This is a genomic window from Palleronia marisminoris, from assembly GCF_900172315.1.
GTDB classification, from domain to species: domain Bacteria; phylum Pseudomonadota; class Alphaproteobacteria; order Rhodobacterales; family Rhodobacteraceae; genus Palleronia; species Palleronia marisminoris.
Map to the genome: position 1 here is coordinate 56,273 of NZ_FWFV01000009.1, position 21,983 is coordinate 78,255.

At 66.4% G+C, this 21,983-nt stretch carries 19 protein-coding genes and 1 tRNA gene; 8 read left to right on the plus strand and 12 right to left on the minus strand.

All coding sequences use genetic code 11. The annotated features are described in order from the left end of the window. Window positions 1-53 precede the first annotated feature (53 nt). A complete protein-coding gene (hisI, locus tag PAM7066_RS14530) occupies window positions 54-407 on the plus strand; it encodes a phosphoribosyl-AMP cyclohydrolase (protein WP_085854957.1) in 354 nt (117 codons plus the stop codon). On the opposite strand, the gene gluQRS is transcribed toward hisI, so the two are convergent. The 3 genes from gluQRS to gyrA all read right to left on the minus strand — a co-directional run bounded on the left by gluQRS (window position 391) and on the right by gyrA (window position 5,388). Then, the gene (gene gluQRS / locus PAM7066_RS14535) at window positions 391-1,233 is read right to left on the minus strand and encodes a tRNA glutamyl-Q(34) synthetase GluQRS (protein WP_085854958.1); all 843 of its coding nucleotides are present in this window, start codon (window positions 1,231-1,233) and stop codon (window positions 391-393) included. The two genes, hisI and gluQRS, sit on opposite strands and share 17 nt — an antisense overlap. After that, window positions 1,230-2,585 carry a methylenetetrahydrofolate--tRNA-(uracil(54)-C(5))-methyltransferase (FADH(2)-oxidizing) TrmFO gene (trmFO, locus tag PAM7066_RS14540; RefSeq protein ID WP_085854959.1) on the minus strand — a complete coding sequence of 452 codons (1,356 nt, stop codon included), beginning with the start codon at window positions 2,583-2,585 and terminating at the stop codon, window positions 1,230-1,232. The genes gluQRS and trmFO overlap by 4 nt, the downstream gene beginning before the upstream one ends. A gap of 64 nt (window positions 2,586-2,649) precedes the next feature. After that, window positions 2,650-5,388, minus strand: a complete 2,739-nt coding sequence (gene gyrA / locus PAM7066_RS14545; protein WP_085854960.1) for a DNA gyrase subunit A — start codon at window positions 5,386-5,388, stop codon at window positions 2,650-2,652. Between the two features lie 184 nt (window positions 5,389-5,572). Between gyrA and PAM7066_RS14550 the strand changes: the two genes are divergently transcribed. Continuing rightward, window positions 5,573-5,836 (plus strand): usg protein, encoded by a 264-nt coding sequence (locus PAM7066_RS14550; RefSeq protein WP_085854961.1) that lies wholly within the window; start codon window positions 5,573-5,575, stop codon window positions 5,834-5,836. On the opposite strand, the gene trpE is transcribed toward PAM7066_RS14550, so the two are convergent. The 4 genes from trpE to hemB form a co-directional block, all read right to left on the minus strand. Then, window positions 5,833-7,347 carry an anthranilate synthase component I gene (gene trpE / locus PAM7066_RS14555; RefSeq protein ID WP_085854962.1) on the minus strand — a complete coding sequence of 505 codons (1,515 nt, stop codon included), beginning with the start codon at window positions 7,345-7,347 and terminating at the stop codon, window positions 5,833-5,835. The two genes, PAM7066_RS14550 and trpE, sit on opposite strands and share 4 nt — an antisense overlap. After that, window positions 7,347-9,200, minus strand: a complete 1,854-nt coding sequence (locus tag PAM7066_RS14560; RefSeq protein ID WP_085854963.1) for a SurA N-terminal domain-containing protein — start codon at window positions 9,198-9,200, stop codon at window positions 7,347-7,349. Before PAM7066_RS14560 ends, trpE begins: the two co-directional genes overlap by 1 nt. Window positions 9,201-9,278: 78 nt before the next feature. Further along, on the minus strand, window positions 9,279-9,842 hold the full coding sequence (locus PAM7066_RS14565; protein WP_085854964.1) for a lipid-binding SYLF domain-containing protein: 564 nt from the start codon (window positions 9,840-9,842) through the stop codon (window positions 9,279-9,281). A gap of 142 nt (window positions 9,843-9,984) precedes the next feature. Beyond that, window positions 9,985-10,974 (minus strand): porphobilinogen synthase, encoded by a 990-nt coding sequence (gene hemB, locus PAM7066_RS14570; protein ID WP_090929469.1) that lies wholly within the window; start codon window positions 10,972-10,974, stop codon window positions 9,985-9,987. Between the two features lie 101 nt (window positions 10,975-11,075). Here hemB and PAM7066_RS14575 point away from each other — a divergent pair, with 101 nt between their 5' ends. Then, window positions 11,076-11,603 (plus strand): component of SufBCD complex, encoded by a 528-nt coding sequence (locus PAM7066_RS14575; protein WP_085854966.1) that lies wholly within the window; start codon window positions 11,076-11,078, stop codon window positions 11,601-11,603. Here the strand turns inward: PAM7066_RS14575 and PAM7066_RS14580 are convergent. Continuing rightward, the gene (locus tag PAM7066_RS14580; protein ID WP_085854967.1) at window positions 11,597-11,998 is read right to left on the minus strand and encodes an NUDIX hydrolase; all 402 of its coding nucleotides are present in this window, start codon (window positions 11,996-11,998) and stop codon (window positions 11,597-11,599) included. The two genes, PAM7066_RS14575 and PAM7066_RS14580, sit on opposite strands and share 7 nt — an antisense overlap. A gap of 74 nt (window positions 11,999-12,072) precedes the next feature. Between PAM7066_RS14580 and PAM7066_RS14585 the strand changes: the two genes are divergently transcribed. After that, window positions 12,073-12,156 (plus strand) — tRNA-Leu (locus PAM7066_RS14585). Window positions 12,157-12,193: 37 nt separating this feature from the next. Here PAM7066_RS14585 and PAM7066_RS14590 read toward each other — a convergent pair. The 3 genes from PAM7066_RS14590 to hisB are packed head-to-tail and all read right to left on the minus strand — an operon-like array spanning window position 12,194 to window position 13,853. Then, window positions 12,194-12,571 (minus strand): HesB/IscA family protein, encoded by a 378-nt coding sequence (locus tag PAM7066_RS14590; protein WP_085854968.1) that lies wholly within the window; start codon window positions 12,569-12,571, stop codon window positions 12,194-12,196. Window positions 12,572-12,623: 52 nt separating this feature from the next. Continuing rightward, window positions 12,624-13,265, minus strand: a complete 642-nt coding sequence (gene hisH, locus PAM7066_RS14595; protein WP_085854969.1) for an imidazole glycerol phosphate synthase subunit HisH — start codon at window positions 13,263-13,265, stop codon at window positions 12,624-12,626. Then, entirely contained in the window at window positions 13,266-13,853 is a 588-nt protein-coding gene (gene hisB / locus PAM7066_RS14600) for an imidazoleglycerol-phosphate dehydratase HisB (protein ID WP_085854970.1), read from the minus strand. Window positions 13,854-14,162: 309 nt separating this feature from the next. On the opposite strand from hisB, the gene aceE reads away from it, so the two are divergent. The 4 genes from aceE to PAM7066_RS14620 all read left to right on the plus strand — a co-directional run bounded on the left by aceE (window position 14,163) and on the right by PAM7066_RS14620 (window position 20,533). Next, the gene (aceE, locus tag PAM7066_RS14605) at window positions 14,163-16,817 is read left to right on the plus strand and encodes a pyruvate dehydrogenase (acetyl-transferring), homodimeric type (RefSeq protein WP_085854971.1); all 2,655 of its coding nucleotides are present in this window, start codon (window positions 14,163-14,165) and stop codon (window positions 16,815-16,817) included. Between the two features lie 33 nt (window positions 16,818-16,850). Beyond that, on the plus strand, window positions 16,851-18,179 hold the full coding sequence (locus tag PAM7066_RS14610) for a 2-oxo acid dehydrogenase subunit E2 (RefSeq protein WP_085854972.1): 1,329 nt from the start codon (window positions 16,851-16,853) through the stop codon (window positions 18,177-18,179). Window positions 18,180-18,189: 10 nt separating this feature from the next. Beyond that, window positions 18,190-19,932 carry a dihydrolipoyl dehydrogenase gene (gene lpdA / locus PAM7066_RS14615; RefSeq protein WP_085854973.1) on the plus strand — a complete coding sequence of 581 codons (1,743 nt, stop codon included), beginning with the start codon at window positions 18,190-18,192 and terminating at the stop codon, window positions 19,930-19,932. Window positions 19,933-20,038: 106 nt separating this feature from the next. Beyond that, a complete protein-coding gene (locus PAM7066_RS14620; RefSeq protein ID WP_085854974.1) occupies window positions 20,039-20,533 on the plus strand; it encodes a phasin family protein in 495 nt (164 codons plus the stop codon). A gap of 13 nt (window positions 20,534-20,546) precedes the next feature. On the opposite strand, the gene PAM7066_RS14625 is transcribed toward PAM7066_RS14620, so the two are convergent. Continuing rightward, window positions 20,547-21,920: an MATE family efflux transporter gene (locus PAM7066_RS14625; protein ID WP_085854975.1), complete on the minus strand. Its 1,374-nt coding sequence runs from the start codon at window positions 21,918-21,920 to the stop codon at window positions 20,547-20,549. Between the last annotated feature and the right edge of the window lie 63 nt (window positions 21,921-21,983).

A 21,983-nucleotide genomic window follows, 5' to 3' on the forward strand; every position in this document is an offset into this window, starting at 1 on the left:
CGTGATAGATAAGCGGTTCTATCCGTTTCGCAATCTCCTTCGAAAGGTGGCACATGTTCGATCCGGCTACCCTTAAATTCGACGCGGCGGGACTCGTGCCTGCGATCGCGCAGGATCATTCCAGTGGCGAAGTCCTGATGCTCGCCTGGATGAATGCCGAGGCCGTCGCGAAGACGCTCGACACCGGCCGCGTCACCTATTGGAGCCGCTCGCGCCAGGCCTTCTGGGTGAAGGGCGAGACGAGCGGCCACCTGCAGCACCTCGTCGAGATGCGTGTGGATTGCGACCGTGACTGCCTGCTGGTCCTGGTGCGCCAGGAGGGGCCGGCCTGTCACACCGGGCGTCGAAGTTGCTTCTATACCTCGGTGCGCGACGGCGACGAGGTCGAGATCATGGCGCCGGAGTAAGCCCTAGCCGAGCTCGAAGATCAGCGGGCGAGTGGCCCTCGGCACGGTAGGCGGCGATGGCGCGGGCGTCGTCGCGCTTCGCCAGGCGCTTTCCGTGCTCATCCCGGATCAGCCGGTGGTGGTGGTAAATCGGCGTCGGCAGGTCCAGGAGGCGCTGCAAGAGCACGTGGATCGGCGTGGCTTCGAACAGATCGAGCCCTCGAACCACATGAGTAACGCCTTGCGCGGCATCGTCCACGACGACCGAAAGGTGGTAGCTCGTCCCCATTTCGCGGCGGGCGAGCACCACGTCGCCGACCTTCTCGATCATCGCCTGCCGGGTGATCTCCTGCCGTCCGCCGTCGGGTCCAGTTTCCTCGAACCAGAGCGGGCTTGCCCGGTCCAGCGCCCGGTCCATGTGCAGGCGCATCGCGGCGCCTTCGGGCTCGTTGCCAGCGCGCTTGCAGGTGCCGGGATAGACGATGCCATCCGGCCCCGTCGGAATCGCGCCTTCTTGCGGCGCCGAGGCCGCCTCGCGAATATCGCGGCGGTTGCAGGTGCAGGCATAGATCAGCCCCATGGCGCTCAGCCGGTTCAGGGCGTCGCGATAAGCCGGTATCCGCTCGGATTGGCGCATCACAGGGCGGGGCCAGTCGAGGCCGAGCCAGTGCAGATCATCCTCGATCTGCGCCTCCCATTCGGGGCGCGCGCGGCTATGGTCGATATCTTCGATCCGCAGGAGGAAAGTGCCGCCGGCGTCCTTCGCCATGTCGTGCGCCATCATGGCCGAGAAGGCGTGGCCAAGGTGAAGCGGCCCCGTGGGAGAGGGAGCGAAGCGCGTGATCACGCAGGAACGCGGCCGTCCTGCGTCGCCAGCCAGGCGGTCCAGTCGGCCTTGGCGCGGTCGGTATAGGCCTTGTAGCGCGCCTGGCGGTTCTTGCGGCCGCCCTTCAGGTCGACCGGGGGAAAGAGCCCGAAATTGACGTTCATGGGTTGGAATGTCTTGGCCTCGGCACCGCCGGTGATGTGGGTCACAAGGGCACCGGTCGCCGTCGTCGGCGGGACATCAGCGACGCTCAGACCCATGATCTCGCTGGCGGCGAGGCGGCCGGCGAGTAGGCCCATGGCGGCGCTTTCGACATAGCCTTCAACACCGGTGATCTGGCCAGCGAAGCGGATGTTCGGCTGGCTGCGCAACCTCAGGGTCGGGTCCAGAAGCGTCGGCGAATGGATGAACGTATTGCGATGGATGCCGCCGAGCCGTGCGAAGCGCGCGTCCTGAAGGCCGGGAATCATCCGGAAAACATCGGTTTGCGCACCGTACTTCATCTTCGTCTGGAAGCCGACGATGTTGTAGAGCGTGCCCAGCTTGTTGTCGCGACGCAGTTGCACCACGGCATGGGCCTTGGTCTGCGGATCATGCGCGTTGGTCAGGCCGACGGGCTTCATCGGGCCGTGGCGGAGGGTCTCGCGGCCGCGTTCGGCCATGACCTCGATCGGTAGGCAGCCGTCGAAGTAGTTGGCCGTTTCGCCTTCCTTGAACTCGGTTTTTTCCGCCGCGAGGAGGGCGTCGATGAAGGCCTCGTACTGCTCCTTGGTCATCGGGCAGTTGATGTAGGCGGTCCGCTCGTCCTCGGTCTCGCCCTTGTCATAGCGGGATTGGCGCCAGGCGATGTCCATGTCGATGGACTCGGCATGGACGATGGGGGCGATGGCGTCGAAGAAGGCGAGCTGGTCGGCGCTTGTTTTAGAACGGATCGCTTCTGCCAATGCTCCGGATGTCAGCGGGCCGGTGGCGATGATCCAATGACCGTCTTCGGGAACCTCTGCGATTTCAGCGCCTTGAACCGTGATCTTCGGGTGGGCCTTCAGCTTCGCCGTGACCGCTTCGGAGAAGGCGTCACGGTCTACGGCCAGCGCACCACCGGCGGGAAGACGGTGGAGATCTCCCATTTCCATGATGAGGCCGCCGGCCTGGCGCATCTCCCAGTGGAGCAGACCGACGGCGTTCTGCTCGGAATCGTCCGAGCGGAACGAGTTGGAGCACACCATTTCCGCAAGGTTTCCAGTCTGGTGCGCGAAGGTCTTCACCTGCGGGCGCATCTCGTGGATCACCACGTCGACGCCCATGTTCGCGGCTTGCCACGCGGCTTCCGAGCCGGCCATGCCGCCGCCAACGATGTGCAGAGTGTCGGTCATGTCGGGCCTCGATGCAGTGCAGGAGTCCCGTCGGAGGAAACCTCCGACGGGAAGGAGCGCAGGATTACTCGGATTCGTCGCCGTCGACAATGTCCTCGTCCGGCTGCTCGGCGATCCAGGCGACCGAGACGACCTCTTCGCCGGCGCCGGTGTTGAAGACCCGGACACCGCCCGCACCGCGCGAGCGGAACGAGATGCCTTCGATGGGCACGCGGATCGACTGGCCGCGAGAGGTGGCCAGCATGATCTGGTTGTCCATCTCGACCGGGAACGAAGCGACCAGCGGGCCGCCGCGCATGGCGCGATCCATCGCCGAGACGCCCTGACCGCCGCGACCGCGGACGGGGTAGTCGTGGGACGACGAGAGCTTGCCGTAGCCTTGGGAGGTGACGGTCAGGATCAGGTCTTCGGCCGCCGACATCTCGGCATAGCGCTCCTGGCTGAAGTCCTGTGCCTCGGTCGTGGCCTCGTCTTCGTCGGCCTCGGGCTCTTCCGTGACGCCGGCCATGGCGCGGCGCATCTTGAGGTAGGTCTGACGCTCTTCCGGGGTCGCCTCGAAGTGGCGGATCACCGACATCGAGACGACCTCGTCGTCCTTTCCAAGCCGAATGCCGCGCACGCCGACGGAAGCCCGCGAGTTGAACACCCGCACGTCCGTCGAGGGGAAGCGGATCGCGCGTCCCCCGGCTGTCACGAGCATCACGTCCTCTTCCGGGGAGGCGATGCGCGCGTCGATGAGGCGCATGCGCTCGTCCTCGAACTTCATGGCGATCTTGCCGGCGCGGTTCACGTTCGTGAAATCGGACAGGGCGTTGCGCCGGACGCTTCCGGCGTTGGTGGCAAAGACGATCTGCAGCTCGTCCCAATCCTTTTCGTCCCGGTCCACGGGCATGATCGCGGCGATGCCGGTGCCCTCGTCGAGGTTCTGCAGGATGTTGCTGAGATAGCGTCCGCGCGCGCCGCGCGAGCCGGCCGGAAGCTGCCAGGTCTTGAGCTTGTAGACCATGCCGGTGGTCGTGAAGACCAGCAGCGGCGTGTGGGTGTTGGCGACGAACAGGGTCGTGACGACGTCGTCATCTTTGAGCGCGCCGCCCGACAGGCCCTTGCCGCCGCGCCGCTGCGAGCGGAATTCGACCAGCGGCGTGCGCTTGATGTAGCCGCCGGCGGTGACGGTGACGACCATGTCCTCACGCTCGATAAGGTCCTCGTCCTCCATGTCGCCGGACCATTCGATGATCTCGGACCGTCGGGGCACGGCGAACTGCTCGCGCACCTCGCGCAGCTCGTCCGAGATGATCGCCATGATCCGCTCGCGCGAGCGCAGGATGTCGAGGTAGTCCTTGATCTTTCCGGCCAGTTCTTCGAGCTCGTCGGTGACTTCCTGCACGCCGATCTGGGTCAGGCGCTGGAGGCGCAGGTCGAGGATGGCGCGGGCCTGGCGTTCGGAAAGGTTGTAGGTGCCGTCCTCGTTCACGGTGTGGCCGGGATCGTCGATCAGCCGGATGAAGGGCGCGATCTCCATCGCGGGCCAGCGGCGCTCCATCAGGCGGACGCGCGCCTCGGCAGCGTCCTGCGAGGACCGGATCGTCTGCACGACCTCGTCCACGTTCGACACCGCGACGGCGAGGCCGCAGAGGATATGCGCCCGTTCGCGCGCCTTGCGCAGCTCGTAGGCGGTGCGGCGGGCGACGACTTCCTCGCGGAAAGTGATGAAGTGGGTGAGGAACTCGCGCAGGGTCAGCTGCTCGGGGCGGCCGCCGTGCAGCGCCAGCATGTTGCAGCCGAACGAGGTCTGAAGCGGCGTGAACCGGTAGAGCTGGTTCAGGACGACGTCGGCGGTGGCGTCCTTCTTCAGCTCGACCACCACGCGCACACCGACCCGGTCGGATTCGTCCTGAACGGCCGAGATGCCTTCGAGGCGCTTTTCCTTCGCCAGATCCGCGATCCGCTCGATCAGCGCGGCCTTGTTCACCTGGTAGGGGATCTCGTCGAAGACGATGGCCTCGCGCCCCTTCGAGATCTCCTCGATATGGGACCTGGCGCGGATGATGACCGAGCCGCGCCCTTCGAGATAGGCCTTGCGCGCGCCCGAGCGGCCGAGGATCTGGGCGCCCGTGGGAAAGTCGGGGGCCGGGATGATCTCGATCAGGCGTTCGGTCGAGAGGTCGGGATCCTCGATCAGCGCGAGGGTGCCGTCGATGACTTCGCCCAGGTTGTGGGGCGGAATGTTTGTGGCCATGCCGACCGCGATGCCGCCGGCGCCGTTGACCAGCATGTTCGGGAAGCGCGCGGGCAGGACGGTGGGTTCGAGGTCCTTGCCGTCGTAATTGTCCTGGAAGTCCACCGTGTCCTTCTCGATATCGGCGAGAAGGGACTGGGCGGGCTTGTCCATCCGAACTTCGGTGTAGCGCATGGCCGCGGCGTTGTCGCCGTCCATGGAGCCGAAGTTGCCCTGGCCGTCGAGCAGCGGCAGCGACATGGAAAAGTCCTGCGCCATCCGCACCAGCGCCTCGTAGATCGCCGAGTCGCCGTGCGGGTGGTACTTGCCCATCACGTCGCCGACGGGGCGCGCGGACTTGCGGTAGGGCTTGTCATGCGTGTTGCCGGTCTCGTGCATCGCGTAGAGGATGCGGCGGTGGACAGGCTTCAGCCCGTCGCGCAGATCGGGGATCGCGCGGCTGACGATGACCGACATGGCATAGTCGAGGAAGGACGAGCGCATCTCGTCCGCGATGTTGATCGTCGGGCCGGTGTGACGCGGGCCTTCGTCGGCCAGTTCGGGGGGCTCGGGCGTGTCGCTCAAAAGGGGGCGCCTTTCTGCTCGGTTGATCCCAGATTTTGTTGGGTTTCACTATACCAGCACATCGGGTTGGGGGGCAATCGGAACCTCCCCTTTGGCAGCCATTGGTCGTGAGTGCCAACATACTGTTTTTGTTGATTTTTAACGCGGTCGTGGCAGGCTGGTGGGATCAGCATGGAGAAAAGGCATGACCGAAGGCGAGATGCTTCTGAAGGGTTACGGCGTCACGACGGCTGAGATGTTCTACCGGATGCCGGATTATATCAACGTTCTCAATAGCTTCGTGTGGCAGGACTACGATCGGGCGCCCGATCACGAGCGGCTGTTCGAGTTCGTCGAATATTGGCAGCGCGAGATCGAGGGGCCGCTTCATTCCGTGCGCTTCACCCACCGCAAGCTGATCGCTCCGGGTGAGTGGCGTCACGTCACGGGGGAGTTCCCGCTGCATTAAGTGTTGCCGCGAAGCCCCGCGAAGCGGCCAGCATCCTCGGCGGCGCGGCGCAGGGCGCGGGCCTTGTTGACGGTCTCCTGGTATTCGGCCTCGGGGTCGCTGTCGAAGACGACGCCGCCGCCGGACTGGATGTAGAGCTTGTCGTCCTGCACCACCGCCGTACGCAGGGCGATGCACATGTCCATGTCGCCTCCGGCGCTGAAATAGCCGAGGCCGCCGCCGTAGATGCCGCGCTTTTCGGGCTCCAACTCGTCGATGATCTCCATCGCGCGGACCTTGGGCGCGCCCGAGACGGTGCCGGCGGGGAGGCCCGCCAGCAAGGCCGAGAGCGCGTCCTGATCGTCGCGCAGCTCGCCCACCACGTTCGAGACGATGTGCATGACGTGCGAGTAACGCTCGATGATGAACTCTTCGGTGGGGTGGACCGTGCCGATCTTTGCCACGCGGCCGACGTCGTTGCGTCCCAAGTCGAGCAGCATCAGGTGCTCGGCCCGTTCCTTGGCGTCGGCCAGCAGGTCCTCTTCGTTGGCGCGGTCCTCTTCGGGGGTGGCGCCGCGGGGGCGGGTGCCGGCGATGGGGCGGATCGTGACTTCGCCGTCCATGACGCGCACGAGGATCTCGGGGGACGCGCCGACGACCTGAAAGCCGCCGAAGTTGAAGTAGAACATGAAGGGCGACGGGTTCGTGCGCCGCAAGCTGCGGTAGAGCGCGAAGGGCGGCAGGGGAAACTCCTGCGTCCAGCGCTGCGAGGGCACGACCTGAAAGATGTCGCCGGCGCGGATGTAATCCTTCGCGCGTTCTACGATCGACAGGTAGTCGTCGTGGCTGATGTTCGACACGGGGTCGGGCAGGGTGCCGGTTTCGCCGAGGTCACGGGCGTTGGCGCCGGTCGGCCGGTCGAGGTCGCGCAGGGCATCCATGACACGCTCGGCCGCCTGGGCGTAGGCGGCGCGGGCGGTTTGACCGTCGGCGGCCCAGGCGGGGGCCACCACGGTGACCTCGCCCTTCACACCGTCGAGCACCGCGACGACCGAGGGGCGCAGCATCAGCGCGTCGGGCAGGCCGATCGGGTCGGGGTTCACGTTGGGCAGATTCTCGACCAGGCGGATCATGTCGTAGCCGAGATAGCCGAAGAGGCCGGCCGAGGCGGCGGGAAGCTCGTCCGGCAGGTCGATGCGGCTTTCGGCGAGGACCGCGCGCAGGGTGTCGAGGGGGTGGCCCTCCATGTTCTCGAACGCGGTGTCGTCGAAGCGGGCGTGGCGGTTCACGCAGCTGGTCTCGCCCGTGCATTTCCAGACGAGGTCGGGCTTCATCCCGATGATCGAGTAGCGGCCGCGCACCTCGCCGCCGGTCACGGATTCAAGCATGAACGTGTCGCGCCCGGCCTGCCCGAGCTTGAGCATCAGCGAGACGGGCGTGTCGAGATCGGCGGCGATGCGGGCGTAGACGACCTGGTTTTTCCCCACGGCATGGCCGCGCGCGAAGGTGTCGAAATCCGGGCTGAGCTGCATCAGTTGAACTGGGACAGGACGGCATTGATCGCCGACTGGTTGAGGGCAATGCCCTTCTGCGCCTCGATCGCCGAGGTGAAGGACGAGGTCAGGTCCTGTGCGACGCCTTGCCCGACGGCCTGGCGCAGGCCTGCGCGGGCCTCGTCGCCCTCGACCGCGTCTGGCGCGTTCACGGAGTCGACCCGGACGAGGATGGCGCCGTCGGTCGTGGGGACCACGGTCGCGGCGCGTTCGTCGAGGGCGAAGGCCGTTTCGACGAAGTCTTCGGGCGCGAATTCGATCACGGCGTCGCGGGTCACGTCGGCGCGGCGCATGACCTCGCCGCCGAGGGTGTCGAGAGAGACGGCGGCGCTGTTCTGCAGGGTTTCCAGGGCAGCTTCGGCCTGCGCGACCAGTTGGTCGCGGCGGGCGGCGGCTTCCCAGTCGGCGCGGACCTGCTCGCGGACCTCTGCGAAGGGTTGGACGGAGGGGTCGAGGACCTCGTCGACGCGGAGCGCGAAGAGGCTGCCATCGGAGAGCTGGCCGATTTCGGGGAAGTCGCCCGGCTCGGTCTGCTCGGCGGCCTCGCGGAAGGTGTCGTAGGCGTCGATCGAGGCGCCGTCCTCGCTGGCGTCGCCGGGGGACCAGACGGTTTCGTTCAGCTCGAACGGGGTTTCCTCGGCCAGCTCTTCGAGGGTCGCGCCGCCGGCGAGGAGATCCTCGGCCGGTTCGATCTCGGATTCGAGGGCGCGGCGGGCGGCCGAAAGGGAAGCCTCGGCCTGCAATTCGGCGGCGACCTCTTCGAACGGGGTCTCCTGCGCCGAAAGGATGGCGTTGACGCGGAACAGCGCGGGGCCGAGCGGCGTGGGGGCGGGGCCGACGATGCCGGGCTCTTGCAGCGCGAATACGGCCTCGGACGCGGCGCCGAGATCATCGCGGGCGACTTCGCCCAGATCCACGTCCGACAGGGTCAGGCCGCGCTGGTCCACCAGGTCCCCGAAGGTGGTGTCGCCGGCCTCGATAGCAGCGAGCGCCTCTTGCGCGGCGGCCTCGTCCGCGAAGACGAGGCGTTCGACGAGGCGACGCTCGGGCTGGTTATACTGGGCGGAGCGTTCGTCGTAGAGCGCGCGCACGGCGTCCTCGCCAACCTCGACCTCGCCCGCCATCATCTCGGGCGTGACCCAGGCATAGGTGATCTCTTTGCGGCGGGGCAGGGTGTAGGTGTCCTCGTTCGCGGCGTGATAGGCGCGCAGGTCGTCCTCGGTCGGCTCGGGCACGGGCTGCGTGGGCTCGGCGAACCGGACGAGGGTGAGGTCGCGGGTCTCGCGGGCATATTGATACAGGGCGTCGACGAAAGCGGCGGGGGGCTGGATGCCGGCGATCACGGCGCCTTGCAGGATCGAGCGGGCGGTTTCGTCCCGAAGCTGGGATTCGAACTCGGTCACGGTCAGGCCGGATTGTTCGAGGGCGAAGCGGTAGGCCTCGGCGTCGAAATTGCCGTCCATGCCCTGAAAGGCCTGGATGTCCTGGATCGACTCGGCGACCTCGGTATCGCCGACGGACAGGCCAAGCTCGTCGGCCTCGTCCTCGAGGGCGGCGGTGGCGATCAGGCGTTGCAGGACGATCTGATCGAGGCCGAATTCACGCGCCTCGGTGATGGTGAGGTTCTGCCCAGTCTGCTGCTCGAACCCGCGGATCTCCTGCTGGAGCGCGCGGGCGTAGCGGTCGATGCCGATCTCGGTGTCGCCGACCTCGCCCACGTTCTGGGTGGAGCCGCCGAAACTGGTCGCGCCGAAGCCCGCGAGGCCCACGATCAGCAGCAGAAGGACGAACCAGACGAGGCCCTTCGCGATCGGGTTCTTCTTCTTGGCCATGGGTCACCTCCTGGTCGCGCGCGATGCGGTCCGCAGGGGTGTAGGCGATGGTCCGTCGGCCCTCAAGGGGCCAACGTCCTAGGGAATGATGCGGGTGTACTTGGTGCCTTCGAGAGAGGCGCCTGCCATCAGCCCGGCCTGCCCGAAGACCAGCCCGATCACCGGCGCGGTCGAGGTCGTGGTCGTCGCGCTGAGATTGCCGCCGCGGTCGCGCAGGGCGTATTCGATGTCGCCGCCCGCCTCCCAGCCCGGCGAGGTGCGGAACTGGTAGAGCGCGTCATTGGTCATGAAAAACAGGACGTGGGCGTATTGCTGCGCACCGATCTGGAACCCGAGGCTCGCCTGCGCGGCAGAGTAGTAGTCCACCGTCGCCCCGTTCACCAGAAGCGCGCCACGGCCATAGGCCCCGCCGGCGCCGAGCGCGGCCTTGGTCATCAGGGGCATGACCAGCACGCCCGTCGCCTTGTTGCGCAGCTGGTCGGTTCCGGGGAAGTTGGTCGACAGGTAGTTCATGGTGCTGGCAACCCGCGCGTCGATGGTCGCTGCACCAGCCGAGCCGACCGAGTTGTTGCAGCCCGCCGCGGCAAAGCCGGTGGCCGCGAGCGCGCCGGCCATGGCCGCGCGCCGTGTCAGGGTGGTCATGTGTGTGTCCCTTGCTGCTTTCGTTGCCTCAGCGGCAACCTTGTATCGGCTGCTCGCCGATTCAGCATATCACGGGTTGGCGCCCTGTCATCCCCCGGTCACCGGGTCGGTCACAATGCGGGGCAAAGCGGCGGCGACTCGCTCATTCGTTCAGGATTCTCGCGGCTTCGGGGGCGAAATAGGTCAGGATCCCGTCGCAGCCGGCGCGCTTGAAGGCCAGGAGGCTCTCCATCATCACGGCCTCGCGCGCCAGCCAACCGTTCTGGAAGGCGGCCGACAGCATCGCGTATTCGCCCGAGACCTGGTAGGCGTAGGTCGGCACGGCGAAGGTGTCCTTCACCCGCCGGCAGATGTCGAGATAGGGCATCCCGGGCTTGACCATCACCATGTCGGCGCCCTCGCCGAGGTCGCGCGCCACGAGTCGCAGCGCCTCGTCCGAATTGGCGGGGTCCATCTGGTAGGTCTTCTTGTCGCCCTTCAACGCCCCCGAGGCGCCGACCGCGTCGCGGAACGGGCCGTAGAAGCCGCTGGCATATTTGGCCGCGTAGGACATGATCGTGGTGTTGGTGAAGCCGTCGCCCTCGAGCGCCGCGCGCATGGCGCCGATGCGGCCGTCCATCATGTCCGAAGGCCCGAGGATGTCGGCCCCGGCGGCGGCCTGCGCGAGCGCCATCTTCACCAGCGCCTCGACGCTTTCGTCGTTCACGATCTCGCCGTTCCGGACGATCCCGTCATGGCCGTTCGCGTTGTAGGGATCGAGCGCCACGTCCGTCATCACCGCGATGTCGGGCACCGCATCCTTGATGGCGCGGGTCGCGCGGTTCGACAGGTTGTCGGGGTTCCACGCCTCTTCGCAGCGTTCGGTCTTGAGCGCGGGGTCCGTGTAGGGAAAGAGGCAGATCGCCGGGATACCGAGGCTCGCGGCCTCTTTCGCGGCGGCGACGATCAGGTCGATCGACAGACGCTCGACCCCCGGCATCGACGCGACCGGCTCGCGCTCGGCCTTCCCCTCGCGCACGAAGAGCGGCCAGATCAGGTCCGACGGCGTCAGCTGCGTCTCGCGCATCAGCGCCCGAAGCTGCGGCGTGCGGCGCATCCGGCGCAGGCGGGTGGCGGGAAAGTGGGGCGCCATGGGTGGTCCCTCTGCAACGTATAAAAATCGTGGAAGGGGTCGCATGGAACTCTGCCGGCCTCAAGTGTAAGCGCAAGGGTGCATGACCGGCGGAGCGCGACGTGGACTGGTACGAGACGGTATTCGAGCTGATCGACATGCGTTCGTTCTCGAACCTGTGGTACTGGATCGCACTCGCGACGGCGTGGTCCACTGCGTCGCATTACGTTCTGGGCGTGCCCTACGACATGGTGACGCGGGCCGAACGGCAGGGCGGGCAGGCCGAGGCTGACCTGCACGATGTCGTTCGCATCCGCGTGGCTCGGCTGCTCTATGTCGAGGATGTCTCGGGGCTGGTTCTGGTGGGTCTTGGCGCGGCGGTTCTGACGACGCTGGCGCTGCTGGGGTTCGTCTACGCGGTGGAGTTCGCCCAGGCCGTGTTCCTGATCGCGGCGCCGATGTCGCTGGTGGGCTGGCTGAGCATCCGCTGCGCCCGTGAAATCGCCCGGAGCGGCCTGCATGGCGAGGCACTGCGGGATCGGCTGCGGCGCCAGCGCGCGGTGGTGCAGGGGATCGGCATGGTCGCGATCTTCGTGACCGCGATGTGGGGCATGTACCAGAATTTCGGCGTGGCGCTGCCCGGCTACTGATACGCGCGGGCGCGAACGAGGATTGTGTCGACGTCGCGGCTCATGCGGCGGGCGGCGGTCTCGACCTCGGTGAAGGGGATCCAGGCGGCGGCGCTGATGTCGTCGGCGGCGACCGGATCGCCTGAGACATAGCGGCAGAGCACCATGTCCAACCGGAAGCGCGGGGAATCGGCGCCCCCGACATGAAGCGTGTCGAGCAGCGCAACCGGTGCCGCGACGACCGAGGTTTCCTCATGCAACTCGCGGATAGCGGCCTGGAAGGCGGTTTCGCCGGGCTCGACATGGCCGCCGGGATAGCCCCAGAGCCCTGCATCGGGCGGATTGATGCGCCGAGCCAGGAGGACATGACCGCGCCACAGGACCACGGCGGCGGCGCCATGACGTTCCACCTGCATTTCCCGCTTTCCCTTCGCTACCATTTTCCGCTACACGCGGGGCCGCGATGGTCGCAAGGCCCCGGCGAAGTCGGGCCCGCGTGGCGGAATGGTAGACGCAGGGGATTCAAAATCCCCCGCCGCAAGGCTTGCCGGTTCGAGTCCGGCCGCGGGTACCATCGCAATTTCCCGGGAAGTCGAGCCGAGGGTAAGGCCTCAGCCCTCCTGTTCGGCGGACAGCTCTTCGACGTCCTTGAACTTGATCGACTCGCCGCAGCCGCAGGCGTCCACCACGTTCGGGTTGCGGAACTTGAAGGCCGATTCCAGCAGCGACGTCTCGTAGTCGATCTCGGTCCCGAACAGGAACATCTGCGCCATGGGGGCGATCATCACCCGCGCGCCGTCCTGTTCGACGACCTCGTCATGCGGATCGACCTCGTCAACGTAGTCCATGGTGTACTCCATGCCCGCGCAGCCGCCCTTCTTCACGCCGATGCGCAGGCCCTTGTGGCCCTTTGCGTTCATCAGCTTGAGGATCTGCGTGGCGGCCGTGGGGCTCATCGTGACGGCTTGCTTGCCCGGAATGCCGAACATCGTGGCCTCTCCTGTCAGGTCTAGCCCAATGTAGGGGGAAGGCTGGTTTCGCTCAAGGCGTCCAGCCGAGGAAGTTCCGAATGAGGCGCAGGCCGGTCGCCTGGCTTTTCTCGGGGTGGAACTGGGCGCCGATTCGGTTGCCGTTGGCGACGATGGCCGTGACCGCCTCGCCGTAATCGCAATGGGCGAGGCGCTGGTCGGGCACAGTAAGCTTCATGTGGAAGGAGTGGACGAAATAGGCGTGGTCGCCGGTTGCGATTCCGTCGAGCACCGGATGGGGGTGGTCGATCACGAGGTCGTTCCAGCCCATGTGGGGCACCTTCAGCGCGGGATCGGCGGGGGTGATCGGCACGACCTCTCCGTCGATCCAGCCGAGGCCGTCGGTCTCGTGATACTCGAGCCCCCGCTTGGCCATCAGCTGCATGCCGACGCAAATGCCGAGGAAGGGGCGTCCCTGGCGCTCTACCGCATCCAGTAGCGCCTCGTGCAGGGCGGCGCGGTCGCGCATCAGGGCGCGGGCGCAGGCGGGGAAAGCCCCGTCGCCGGGCAGGACGACGCGCGTGGCACGGGCGACAGCGTCGGGATCGGCGGTCACGATCACCTCGCCCGCGTCGGCCTCGCGGGCCATGCGCTGGAACGCTTTTTCCGCCGAGTGCAGGTTGCCGCTGTCGGTGTCGATGAGGACGGTCGTCATTTAGAGAGTGCCCTTGGTCGACGGCACCGCGTGGCCCTTGCGCGGGTCAGCCTCGACCGCCTGGCGCAGGGCGCGGGCGACGCCCTTGAAAGCGGCTTCAGCGATGTGGTGGCTATTCACTCCGCGTACGAGGTCCACGTGGAGCGTGATGCCGCCATGGGTCGACAGCGCCTGGAAGAACTCGCGCACCAGTTCGGTGTCGAAGGTGCCGATCCTTTCGGCCGTCATCGGCAGGTTCCAGGCCAGCCACGGCCGCCCCGACAGGTCGAGCGCCGCCGTCACCAGCGTGTCGTCCATCGGCAGGGCGCACTGGCCGTAGCGCTGGATGCCGCGCTTTTCACCGAGCGCCTGGCGGAGCGCCTGGCCGATGGCGATGCCGGTATCCTCGACCGTGTGGTGGTCGTCGATGTGGAGGTCGCCGGTGGCGCGCACATGCATGTCGATCAGCGAGTGACGCGCAAGCTGGTCGAGCATGTGGTCGAAGAACCCCACGCCGGTCTGGATCTCGGACGTGCCGGTGCCGTCGAGGTCGACCATGACGGTGATGTCGGTCTCGGCGGTCTTGCGGGTGATCGAGGCGCTGCGCATCGGGCTGCCTTTCGTGCTGTTCACCGCCTGTTAGCCGGGCGAGGCGGCCATGAAAAGGGCCGGGGCCGGCGCGCAAGGATCCTGCGCGCAGGAACAGCAAATCCGTGGCGTCTGCACCGACACTTCGTTACGCTGCTATGCAGCATTTGCATGGCAGTTGCGCCACGTGCATAGCAGATCTTCGCGCAGGGTGGCTGACGCTATGGCGAAGGGCAGTCTATGGTCTACGTCAATTCAGCAGTCCGAGGGAGGCGGACTGACGGCGCACGGCTTGCGCCCCGCCTCCTTCGCCATGAGAGGGAGAGCGCCATGAAAGACGGCCAGGACGACATCGATCCGGTGGAAAGCCAGGAATGGCAGGAGGCGATCGAGGATGTCATCGCCCGCGACGGGCCGGACCGGGCGCATTTCCTGCTCGACAAGGCGGTCAGCCAGGCACGGGCGGCGGGCGCGGTGCTGCCGTTCAGCTCGACCACGCCCTACCAGAACACCATCCCCGCCGATGACCTGATCGAGATTCCCGGCGACGCCGAGATGGAAAAGCGCATCCGGTCGATCAACCGCTGGAACGCGGCGGCGACGGTGGTGAAGGCGAACAAGGCCGAGGACGGGATCGGCGGGCACATCGCCTCGTTCGCGTCGTCGGCGGTAATGTACGACATCGGCCTCAACCATTTCTGGCGCGCGCGGTCGGCAACGCATGGCGGCGACCTGGTGTTCTTCCAGGGCCACGTGATCCCGGGGATCTACGCGCGCTCCTTCATGGAGGGGCGCATTTCCGAAGACGACCTGAAGGGCTTCCGGATGGAAACGGGCGGCAAGGGCCTGTCGTCCTACCCGCACCCGTGGCTGATGCCCGACTACTGGCAGTTTCCGACCGTCTCGATGGGGCTGGGGCCGCTGATGGCGGTCTACCAGGCACGGTTCATGAAATACATGGAGAACCGCGGCCTGATCGAGAAGTCGGACCGCAAGGTCTGGGCCTTCCTCGGCGACGGCGAGATGGACGAGCCGGAATCGCTGGGCGCCATCAACATCGCGGCGCGAGAGAAGCTCGACAACCTGATCTTCGTGGTGAACTGCAATCTCCAGCGCCTCGACGGGCCGGTGCGCGGCAACAGCAAGATCGTGCAGGAACTGGAAGGTTCGTTCCGCGGATCGGGCTGGAACGTCATCAAGGTGCTCTGGGGCAAGGGTTGGGATGACCTGCTGGAACGTGACACGTCCGGCAAGCTGCGCCAGTTGATGGACGAGACGGTGGACGGCGACTACCAGACCTTCAAGTCGAAGGACGGTGCCTATATCCGCGAGCATTTCTTCGGGAAATATCCCGAAACCGCCGCCCTGGTCGAGGACTGGACCGACGAAGAGGTCTTCGCCCTTCGTCGCGGCGGTCACGATGCGCAGAAGGTCTATACGGCCTACAAGCGCGCGACCGAGACCAAGGACCGCCCGTCCTGCCTGCTGATCAAGACGGTCAAGGGCTATGGCATGGGCAAGGCCGGCGAGGGCGCGAACACCGCCCACCAGTCCAAGAAGATGGACACCGACCAGTTGAAGGCCATGCGGGACCGCTTCAAGATTCCCGTGGATGATTCCGAGATCGAGAAGGTCCCCTTCGTCAGCCTGAACAACGCGCAGAAGGCCTATCTGGCCGACCGGCGCAAGGAACTGGGCGGCTCGTTCCCGTCCCGCTACACCGGCGCCCCGGCGCTGGAGGTTCCGGCGCTCGAAGCGTTCAAGCGCGAGTTGCAGGCCAGTGGCGACCGTGAATTCTCGACCACGATGGCGTTCGTGCGGATCCTGACGACGCTGCTGCGCGACAAGAAGATCGGCGAGCGCGTCGTGCCGATTGTGCCGGACGAGTCGCGCACCTTCGGGATGGAGGGGCTGTTCCGCTCGGTCGGGATCTACAATCCGCTGGGCCAGCAATACACGCCCGCCGACGCCGACCAGATGGCCTACTACAAGGAATCGAAGGACGGCCAGGTCCTGCAGGAGGGGATCAACGAGGCCGGCGCCATGGCCGACTGGATCGCCGCCGCGACGTCCTATTCGAACCACGGGGTCCCGATGATCCCGTTCTACATCTACTACTCGATGTTCGGGTTCCAGCGTGTCGGCGACCTGTGCTGGGCCGCGGGCGACAGCCGGGCGCGGGGCTTCCTGCTGGGAGGTACCGCCGGGCGCACCACGCTGAATGGCGAGGGGCTGCAGCACGAGGACGGGCACAGCCTTGTCCTTGCCGCGACCATCCCGAACTGCATCAGCTACGACCCGACCTTCAGCTACGAGGTCGCGGTGATCGTGCAGTCCGGCATGCAGCGCATGTTCGCGGACCAGGAGGATGTCTACTATTACATCACCCTGATGAACGAGAACTACAAACACCCCGAGATGCCGATGGGTGCCGAAGAGGGGATCATCAAGGGCCTCTACCGCCTCTCCAAGACCGACAAGCCCGCAAAGAAGCACGTGAATCTCATGGGGTCAGGGACGATCCTGATGCAGGTGATCCGGGCCGCCGAGCTGCTGAAGGAAGATTTCGGCGTGACCTCGGATGTCTGGTCGGCGACGTCGTTCAACGAACTGGCCCGCGATGGGCAGGATGCGCTGCGGTGGAACCGGCTCAACCCGCTGTCGGAACCGAAGGTGCCTTACGTCACGCAGACGCTGGCGAACGCCAAGGGTCCGGTGATCGCGGCGACGGATTACATCAAGGCCTATGCTGACCAGATTCGCGCTTTCGTCGATCAGCCCTACACGGTGCTGGGGACGGACGGTTACGGCCGGTCGGACAGCCGCGCGAACCTGCGCCGCTTCTTCGAGGTCGACGCCAATCACATCGCGGCCGCCGCGATGCACGAGCTCTACAAGGCCGGAACCGTGTCGAAGGAGGACATGGAGAAAGCCGTGCAGAAGTACGAGATCGAGGGCGAGAAGCCCAACCCGCGGCTGAGCTGAGCCGGACCGGAAAAGAACGAGGGAAAACTACAGATGGCAACCGAAGTCAAAGTTCCGGATATCGGCGATTTCGACGAAGTTCCGGTCGTGTCGGTCCTGGTCTCGGTCGGAGACCGGATCGAGAAGGAAGACGCCCTGATCGAGCTGGAAAGCGACAAGGCGACGATGGAGGTCCCGTCCTCCCACGCCGGCGTCGTGAAGGAGGTCAAGCTCAAGGAAGGCGACAGCGCCGCCGAGGGCACGGTGATCCTGATCCTCGAGGACGAGGAGGAAGGCGCTTCGGACGAGCCGAAGGAAGAAAAGGCGGCCGAGCCGAAGGTCGACGAGAAGGCCGCGGCCGACGACGAGGAGAAATCGGGCGGCAAGGGTTCTGAGAGCAAGCCTTCGGCCGAGGGCTACGGCAACAGGGGCGGCGATGCGCCGGCCTCGAACGCTGTGGTGGATACCGGGTCGTCGAAGTTCCACGCCTCGCCTTCCGTCCGGTCGTTCGCGCGGCGGGTGGACGTGGACCTGCGGCAGGTGAACGGGTCGGGCCGCAAGGGCCGGATCCTGCGCGAAGATGTCGAAAAGGCGCTGAAAGGCCAGGCCGGACCGGCCGCGCCGCAGGGCAAGGCGCAGGGTGGCATGGGCATTCCACCGATCCCGGCTGTCGACTTCTCGAAGTTCGGGCCCGTGGAAGACGTCGACATGTCGCGGATCCAGAAGATTTCGGGCCCTGCGCTGCATCGGTCTTGGCTCAACATCCCGCATGTCACGCATAACGAGGACGCGGCGATCGACGAGGTCGACGCCTACCGCAAGGAGCTGGACACCAAGGCCAAGGACGAGGGCTACCGCGTCACTCTGCTGTCCTTCGTGGTGAAGGCCAGCGTCTCGGCGCTGAAGCAGCACTGGCAGCTCAATTCCTCGATCCACCCGGATGGCGACAAGCTGATCCGCAAGCACTTCTACAATATCGGCTTCGCGGCGGACACGCCGAACGGTCTGGTGGTGCCGGTGATCAAGGATGCGGACCGCAAGGGAATCGTCGAGATCTCGAAGGAACTGGGCGATCTGAGCGCGCAGGCGCGTGATGGCAAGCTCAAGGGCGACGACATGAAGGGCGCGACCTTCACGATCTCGTCCCTGGGTGGCATCGGCGGGACCAGCTTCACCCCCATCGTCAACGCCCCCGAGGTCGCGATCCTGGGACTGACGAAATACTGGATGAAGCCGATCTGGAACGGACAGGAATTCGTGCCGCAAAAGACGCTGCCGATGAGCCTGTCCTACGACCACCGCGCCATCGACGGGGCGCTCGCGGCGAAGTTCTGCGCCCAACTGGCGTATCTGCTGGGCGATCCCCGGCGTCTGATGCTGTGAGGGGATGAGCATGGAAATCAAGGTTCCCGATATCGGAGACTTCTCCGATGTGCCCGTCGTGTCGGTGCTCGTGTCCGTCGGCGACAAGGTCGAGAAGGAAGATCCGCTCATCGAGCTGGAATCCGACAAGGCCACGATGGAGGTGCCGTCCCCGAATGCGGGGACGGTGAAGGAGATCCGCGTCAAAGAGGGCGACACTGTCACCCAAGGCGATGTCATCATGATCTTCGAAGCGGCCGAGGACGGCGACACGCCCGACGAGGGCGCGAAGAAATCCGAGGCCAAGACCGAGGACAAGCCCGCACCCAAGGCGGCCGAGGGCTCCAAGGCGGGTTCCGGCGACGTACATGGCGAGGTGGTCGTGCTGGGCTCTGGCCCCGGCGGCTATTCGGCGGCGTTTCGGGCGGCGGATCTCGGCAAGAAGGTCGTGCTGATCGAGCGGTATTCCTCGCTCGGCGGGGTCTGTCTCAACGTCGGCTGCATCCCGTCGAAGGCGCTTCTGCACGCGGCCAAGGTCGTCACCGAGGCCGAGGAGATGTCCGAGCACGGCCTGAACTTCGGCAAGCCCGACATCGACGGCGAGACCTTGCGCAAGTGGAAGGACTCGGTCGTCCAGCAACTGACGGGCGGCCTCAAGGGCCTCGCCAAGCAGCGCAAGGTCACGGTGGTCGAAGGCTACGGCACCTTCACCGGCGCGCACTCGATCGAGGTCGAGACGTCCGACGGGAAGAAGACGGTCACCTTCGACCAGTGCATCATCGCCGCCGGCTCCGAGCCCGTGAAGCTGCCCTTCATTCCCCATGACGACCCGCGCGTGGTCAGCTCGACCGGCGCACTGGAACTCGACCCCATCCCCGAGCGCATGTGCGTCCTGGGCGGCGGGATCATCGGGTTCGAGATGGCGACCGTCTACGACGCGCTGGGGTCGGACGTGACGGTGATCGAGATGATGGACCAGATCCTGCCCGGTGCGGACAAGGACATGGTCAAGCCGCTGGCGAAACGGATGGAAGGCCGGCTGAAGGCGATCCATACCAAGACCAAATGCACCGGGGTCGAGGCCAAGGATGATGGCCTCCACGTCACCTATGAAGGCCCCGACGGCAACAGCCAGACCGAGGTGTTCGACAAGCTCCTCGTCTCGGTCGGGCGCAGCCCCAACGGCGGCAAGATCGGCGCCGACAAGGCGGGCGTGGCCGTGACGGATCGCGGTTTCATCGAGGTCGACCACCAGCAGCGGACCAACGTGCCCCACATCTTCGCCATCGGCGACACGGTGGGCCAGCCGATGCTCGCCCACAAGGCGGTGCACGAGGGCAAGGTCGCGGCGGAAGTCTGCGCCGGCGAGAAGCGCGCCTTCGATGCCCGCGTGATCCCCTCGGTCGCCTATACCGACCCCGAGGTCGCCTGGTGCGGCGTGACCGAGGCTCAGGCAAAAGAGCAGGGGCTGAAGATCGCGAAGGGCGTCTTCCCGTGGCAAGCCTCGGGGCGGGCGCTGTCGAACGCGCGCAGCGAGGGGATGACGAAGCTGATCTTCGACCCCGAGGACGACCGCGTGATCGGCGGCGCCATCGTCGGCACCAACGCGGGCGAGCTGATCGCCGAGGTTGCGCTGGCCATCGAGATGGGCGCGGACGCGGTGGACCTGGGTCATACCATTCACCCGCACCCGACCCTGTCGGAAACGGTGAACTTCGCCGCCGAAATGTTCGAGGGCACGATCACCGACCTGATGCCGCCGAAGAAGAAGTGACGGGCCAAGGGGCGGCGCAAGTCGCCCCCTGACCGCCGCGCTTGATAGTAAGGGCGGAAGGGTTAAGGTTCGGGGGGTAGGCAACACGCCCGAGGAGGAGACGCGCATGGCCCGAAATCCGAACAATCCCTTTGACATGAGCGCCTTCATGGATGCGTTCGACCCAGATCGCATCGCCAAGATGTGGAACCCGCAGACGATGATGCAGGCGTTCCAGCAGCCTCAGGCGCAGATGTTCGACATGGAGCAGGTGATCCGCGCCAACCAGCGGAACTTCGAAGCCATGTCCGAGGCCAACAAGGCCGCCGCCGAGGCGTACAAGGACCTCCTCGACAAGCAGATGGAGATCTTCGAGAAGCTGACCCATGCCGCGCGCCAGCAATACGAATGGGCCGAAGAGAATGCCGGCCCAGATGCGCTGAAGGCCCGCACCAACGCGATGAACGACGGTGTGGAAGAGGCGCTGAAGCTGATGCGCAAGATGGCCGACAACGCCCGCGAGGCGAACGAGCAGGCCTATCGCTCGATGCAGAACCAGGTGGACGAGTCCGTCGCCAAGGTCGAGCAGTCGGCCAAGAAGGCGGCGTCGAAGTCCACCTGATCCTTCGGGGTCGTTACTGGCGGGCGCTGCGGGCCTGTAGCTCGGAACGATCGGCAAGCGGCGACAGGCCGGTTGTCCGCGTCGCCCACACCATGGCGAGGGCCGCGGCGACGTTGGCTGTCGCTGCGGCGGCCGCGATACCGGCAAAGCCGAAGAGCCCCACGAGCAGCCAGGCCAGCGGCAGGTAGACCGCGAAGATGCGGGCCGCGGACAGTCCCATGGACCACATCGCCTTCGACCGGGCGTTCATCGCGGCGTTGCCCGTCACGAGCACGCCGTAGCCGAAGAGCGACAGCCCCACGATGCGCAGGTAGACTGCGGCGACCGCGGCATCGTCGGGGCCCGAAGCGACGGCGCTCGCGATGGGGCCGCCGAACAGCATCAACACCGTCCCTACGCAGGCGCCGTAGCCGCCACACATCAGGAACGTGACGCGCACGGCCCCGCGCGCCCGGTCCGTCCTCTGCGCGCCCCAGTTCTGGCCGACCACCGGCCCGATCCCCGACGACAACGCCAGAAGCGGCACGATGGCCAGCGACTGCACCCGCGTGGCCGCGCCGAACCCGGCGACGGCCGCTTCCCCCAGCGTGGCGACGGCGGCGGTCACCATGGCCATCCCGGCCGGGTTGATCGCGTTCGAGATCGCCGCGGGCAGCCCGACCTCGCCGATCCTGCGGACCGAGCGGCCGATCTGTTCGAAGGGGTTGCGAGCGGTCGACAGATGCCCCTTGCGCCACGCCCACCAGATCCCGCCAACCGTGGCGCCCACGCGCACGAGGAATGTGGCGAGCCCGGCGCCGCCCGTGGACATCTCGGGAAAGGGACCGAGCCCGAAGATCAGCAGCGGGTCGAGCGCGATGTTCGTCGCCGCCTGGTTGGCCATGATGATCGAGGCGGTGACGCCGTCTCCACGGGCGCGGAACATTGCGCCCACCAGCATCGACAGGACGAGGAACGGAAAGCTCATCGCCCACCAGAAGACATAGTCGGCGATCTCGTCCGTCACGGGTCCCTTGGCGCCGATCAGCCCGAAGATGGGCCCCTGAAGCGCCCACAACGCGGTGCCCACGACGACGCCGACGACGAGGCCCAGTCCGAGGGCGTGCAGCCCCATGCGGTGGGTCTCGTCCTCGGAGGTGCCGGCGCCGATCGACTGGCTGAGCGCCGCATTCGCGCCGGCGGCGAGGCCGATGGACAGGGACGTGACCGACACCGTCACCGGATAGATGTAGCCCACGGCGGCAAGCTGCGTCTGCCCGACACGGGCCAGGAAGTAGGCGTCGGCCAGCCCCACGGCCAGAACGCCGAAGATGCCCAGAACCATCGGGGCGGACACGGAAAGAACCGCGCGGCTGATCGAGCCGTCGGTGAGCGAACGGTCTGACATTCCGCCCGATGTAGCGAGCGCAACGTCTCCGCCAAGGCGCCTTGACCTTTCCATGGGGTGGGC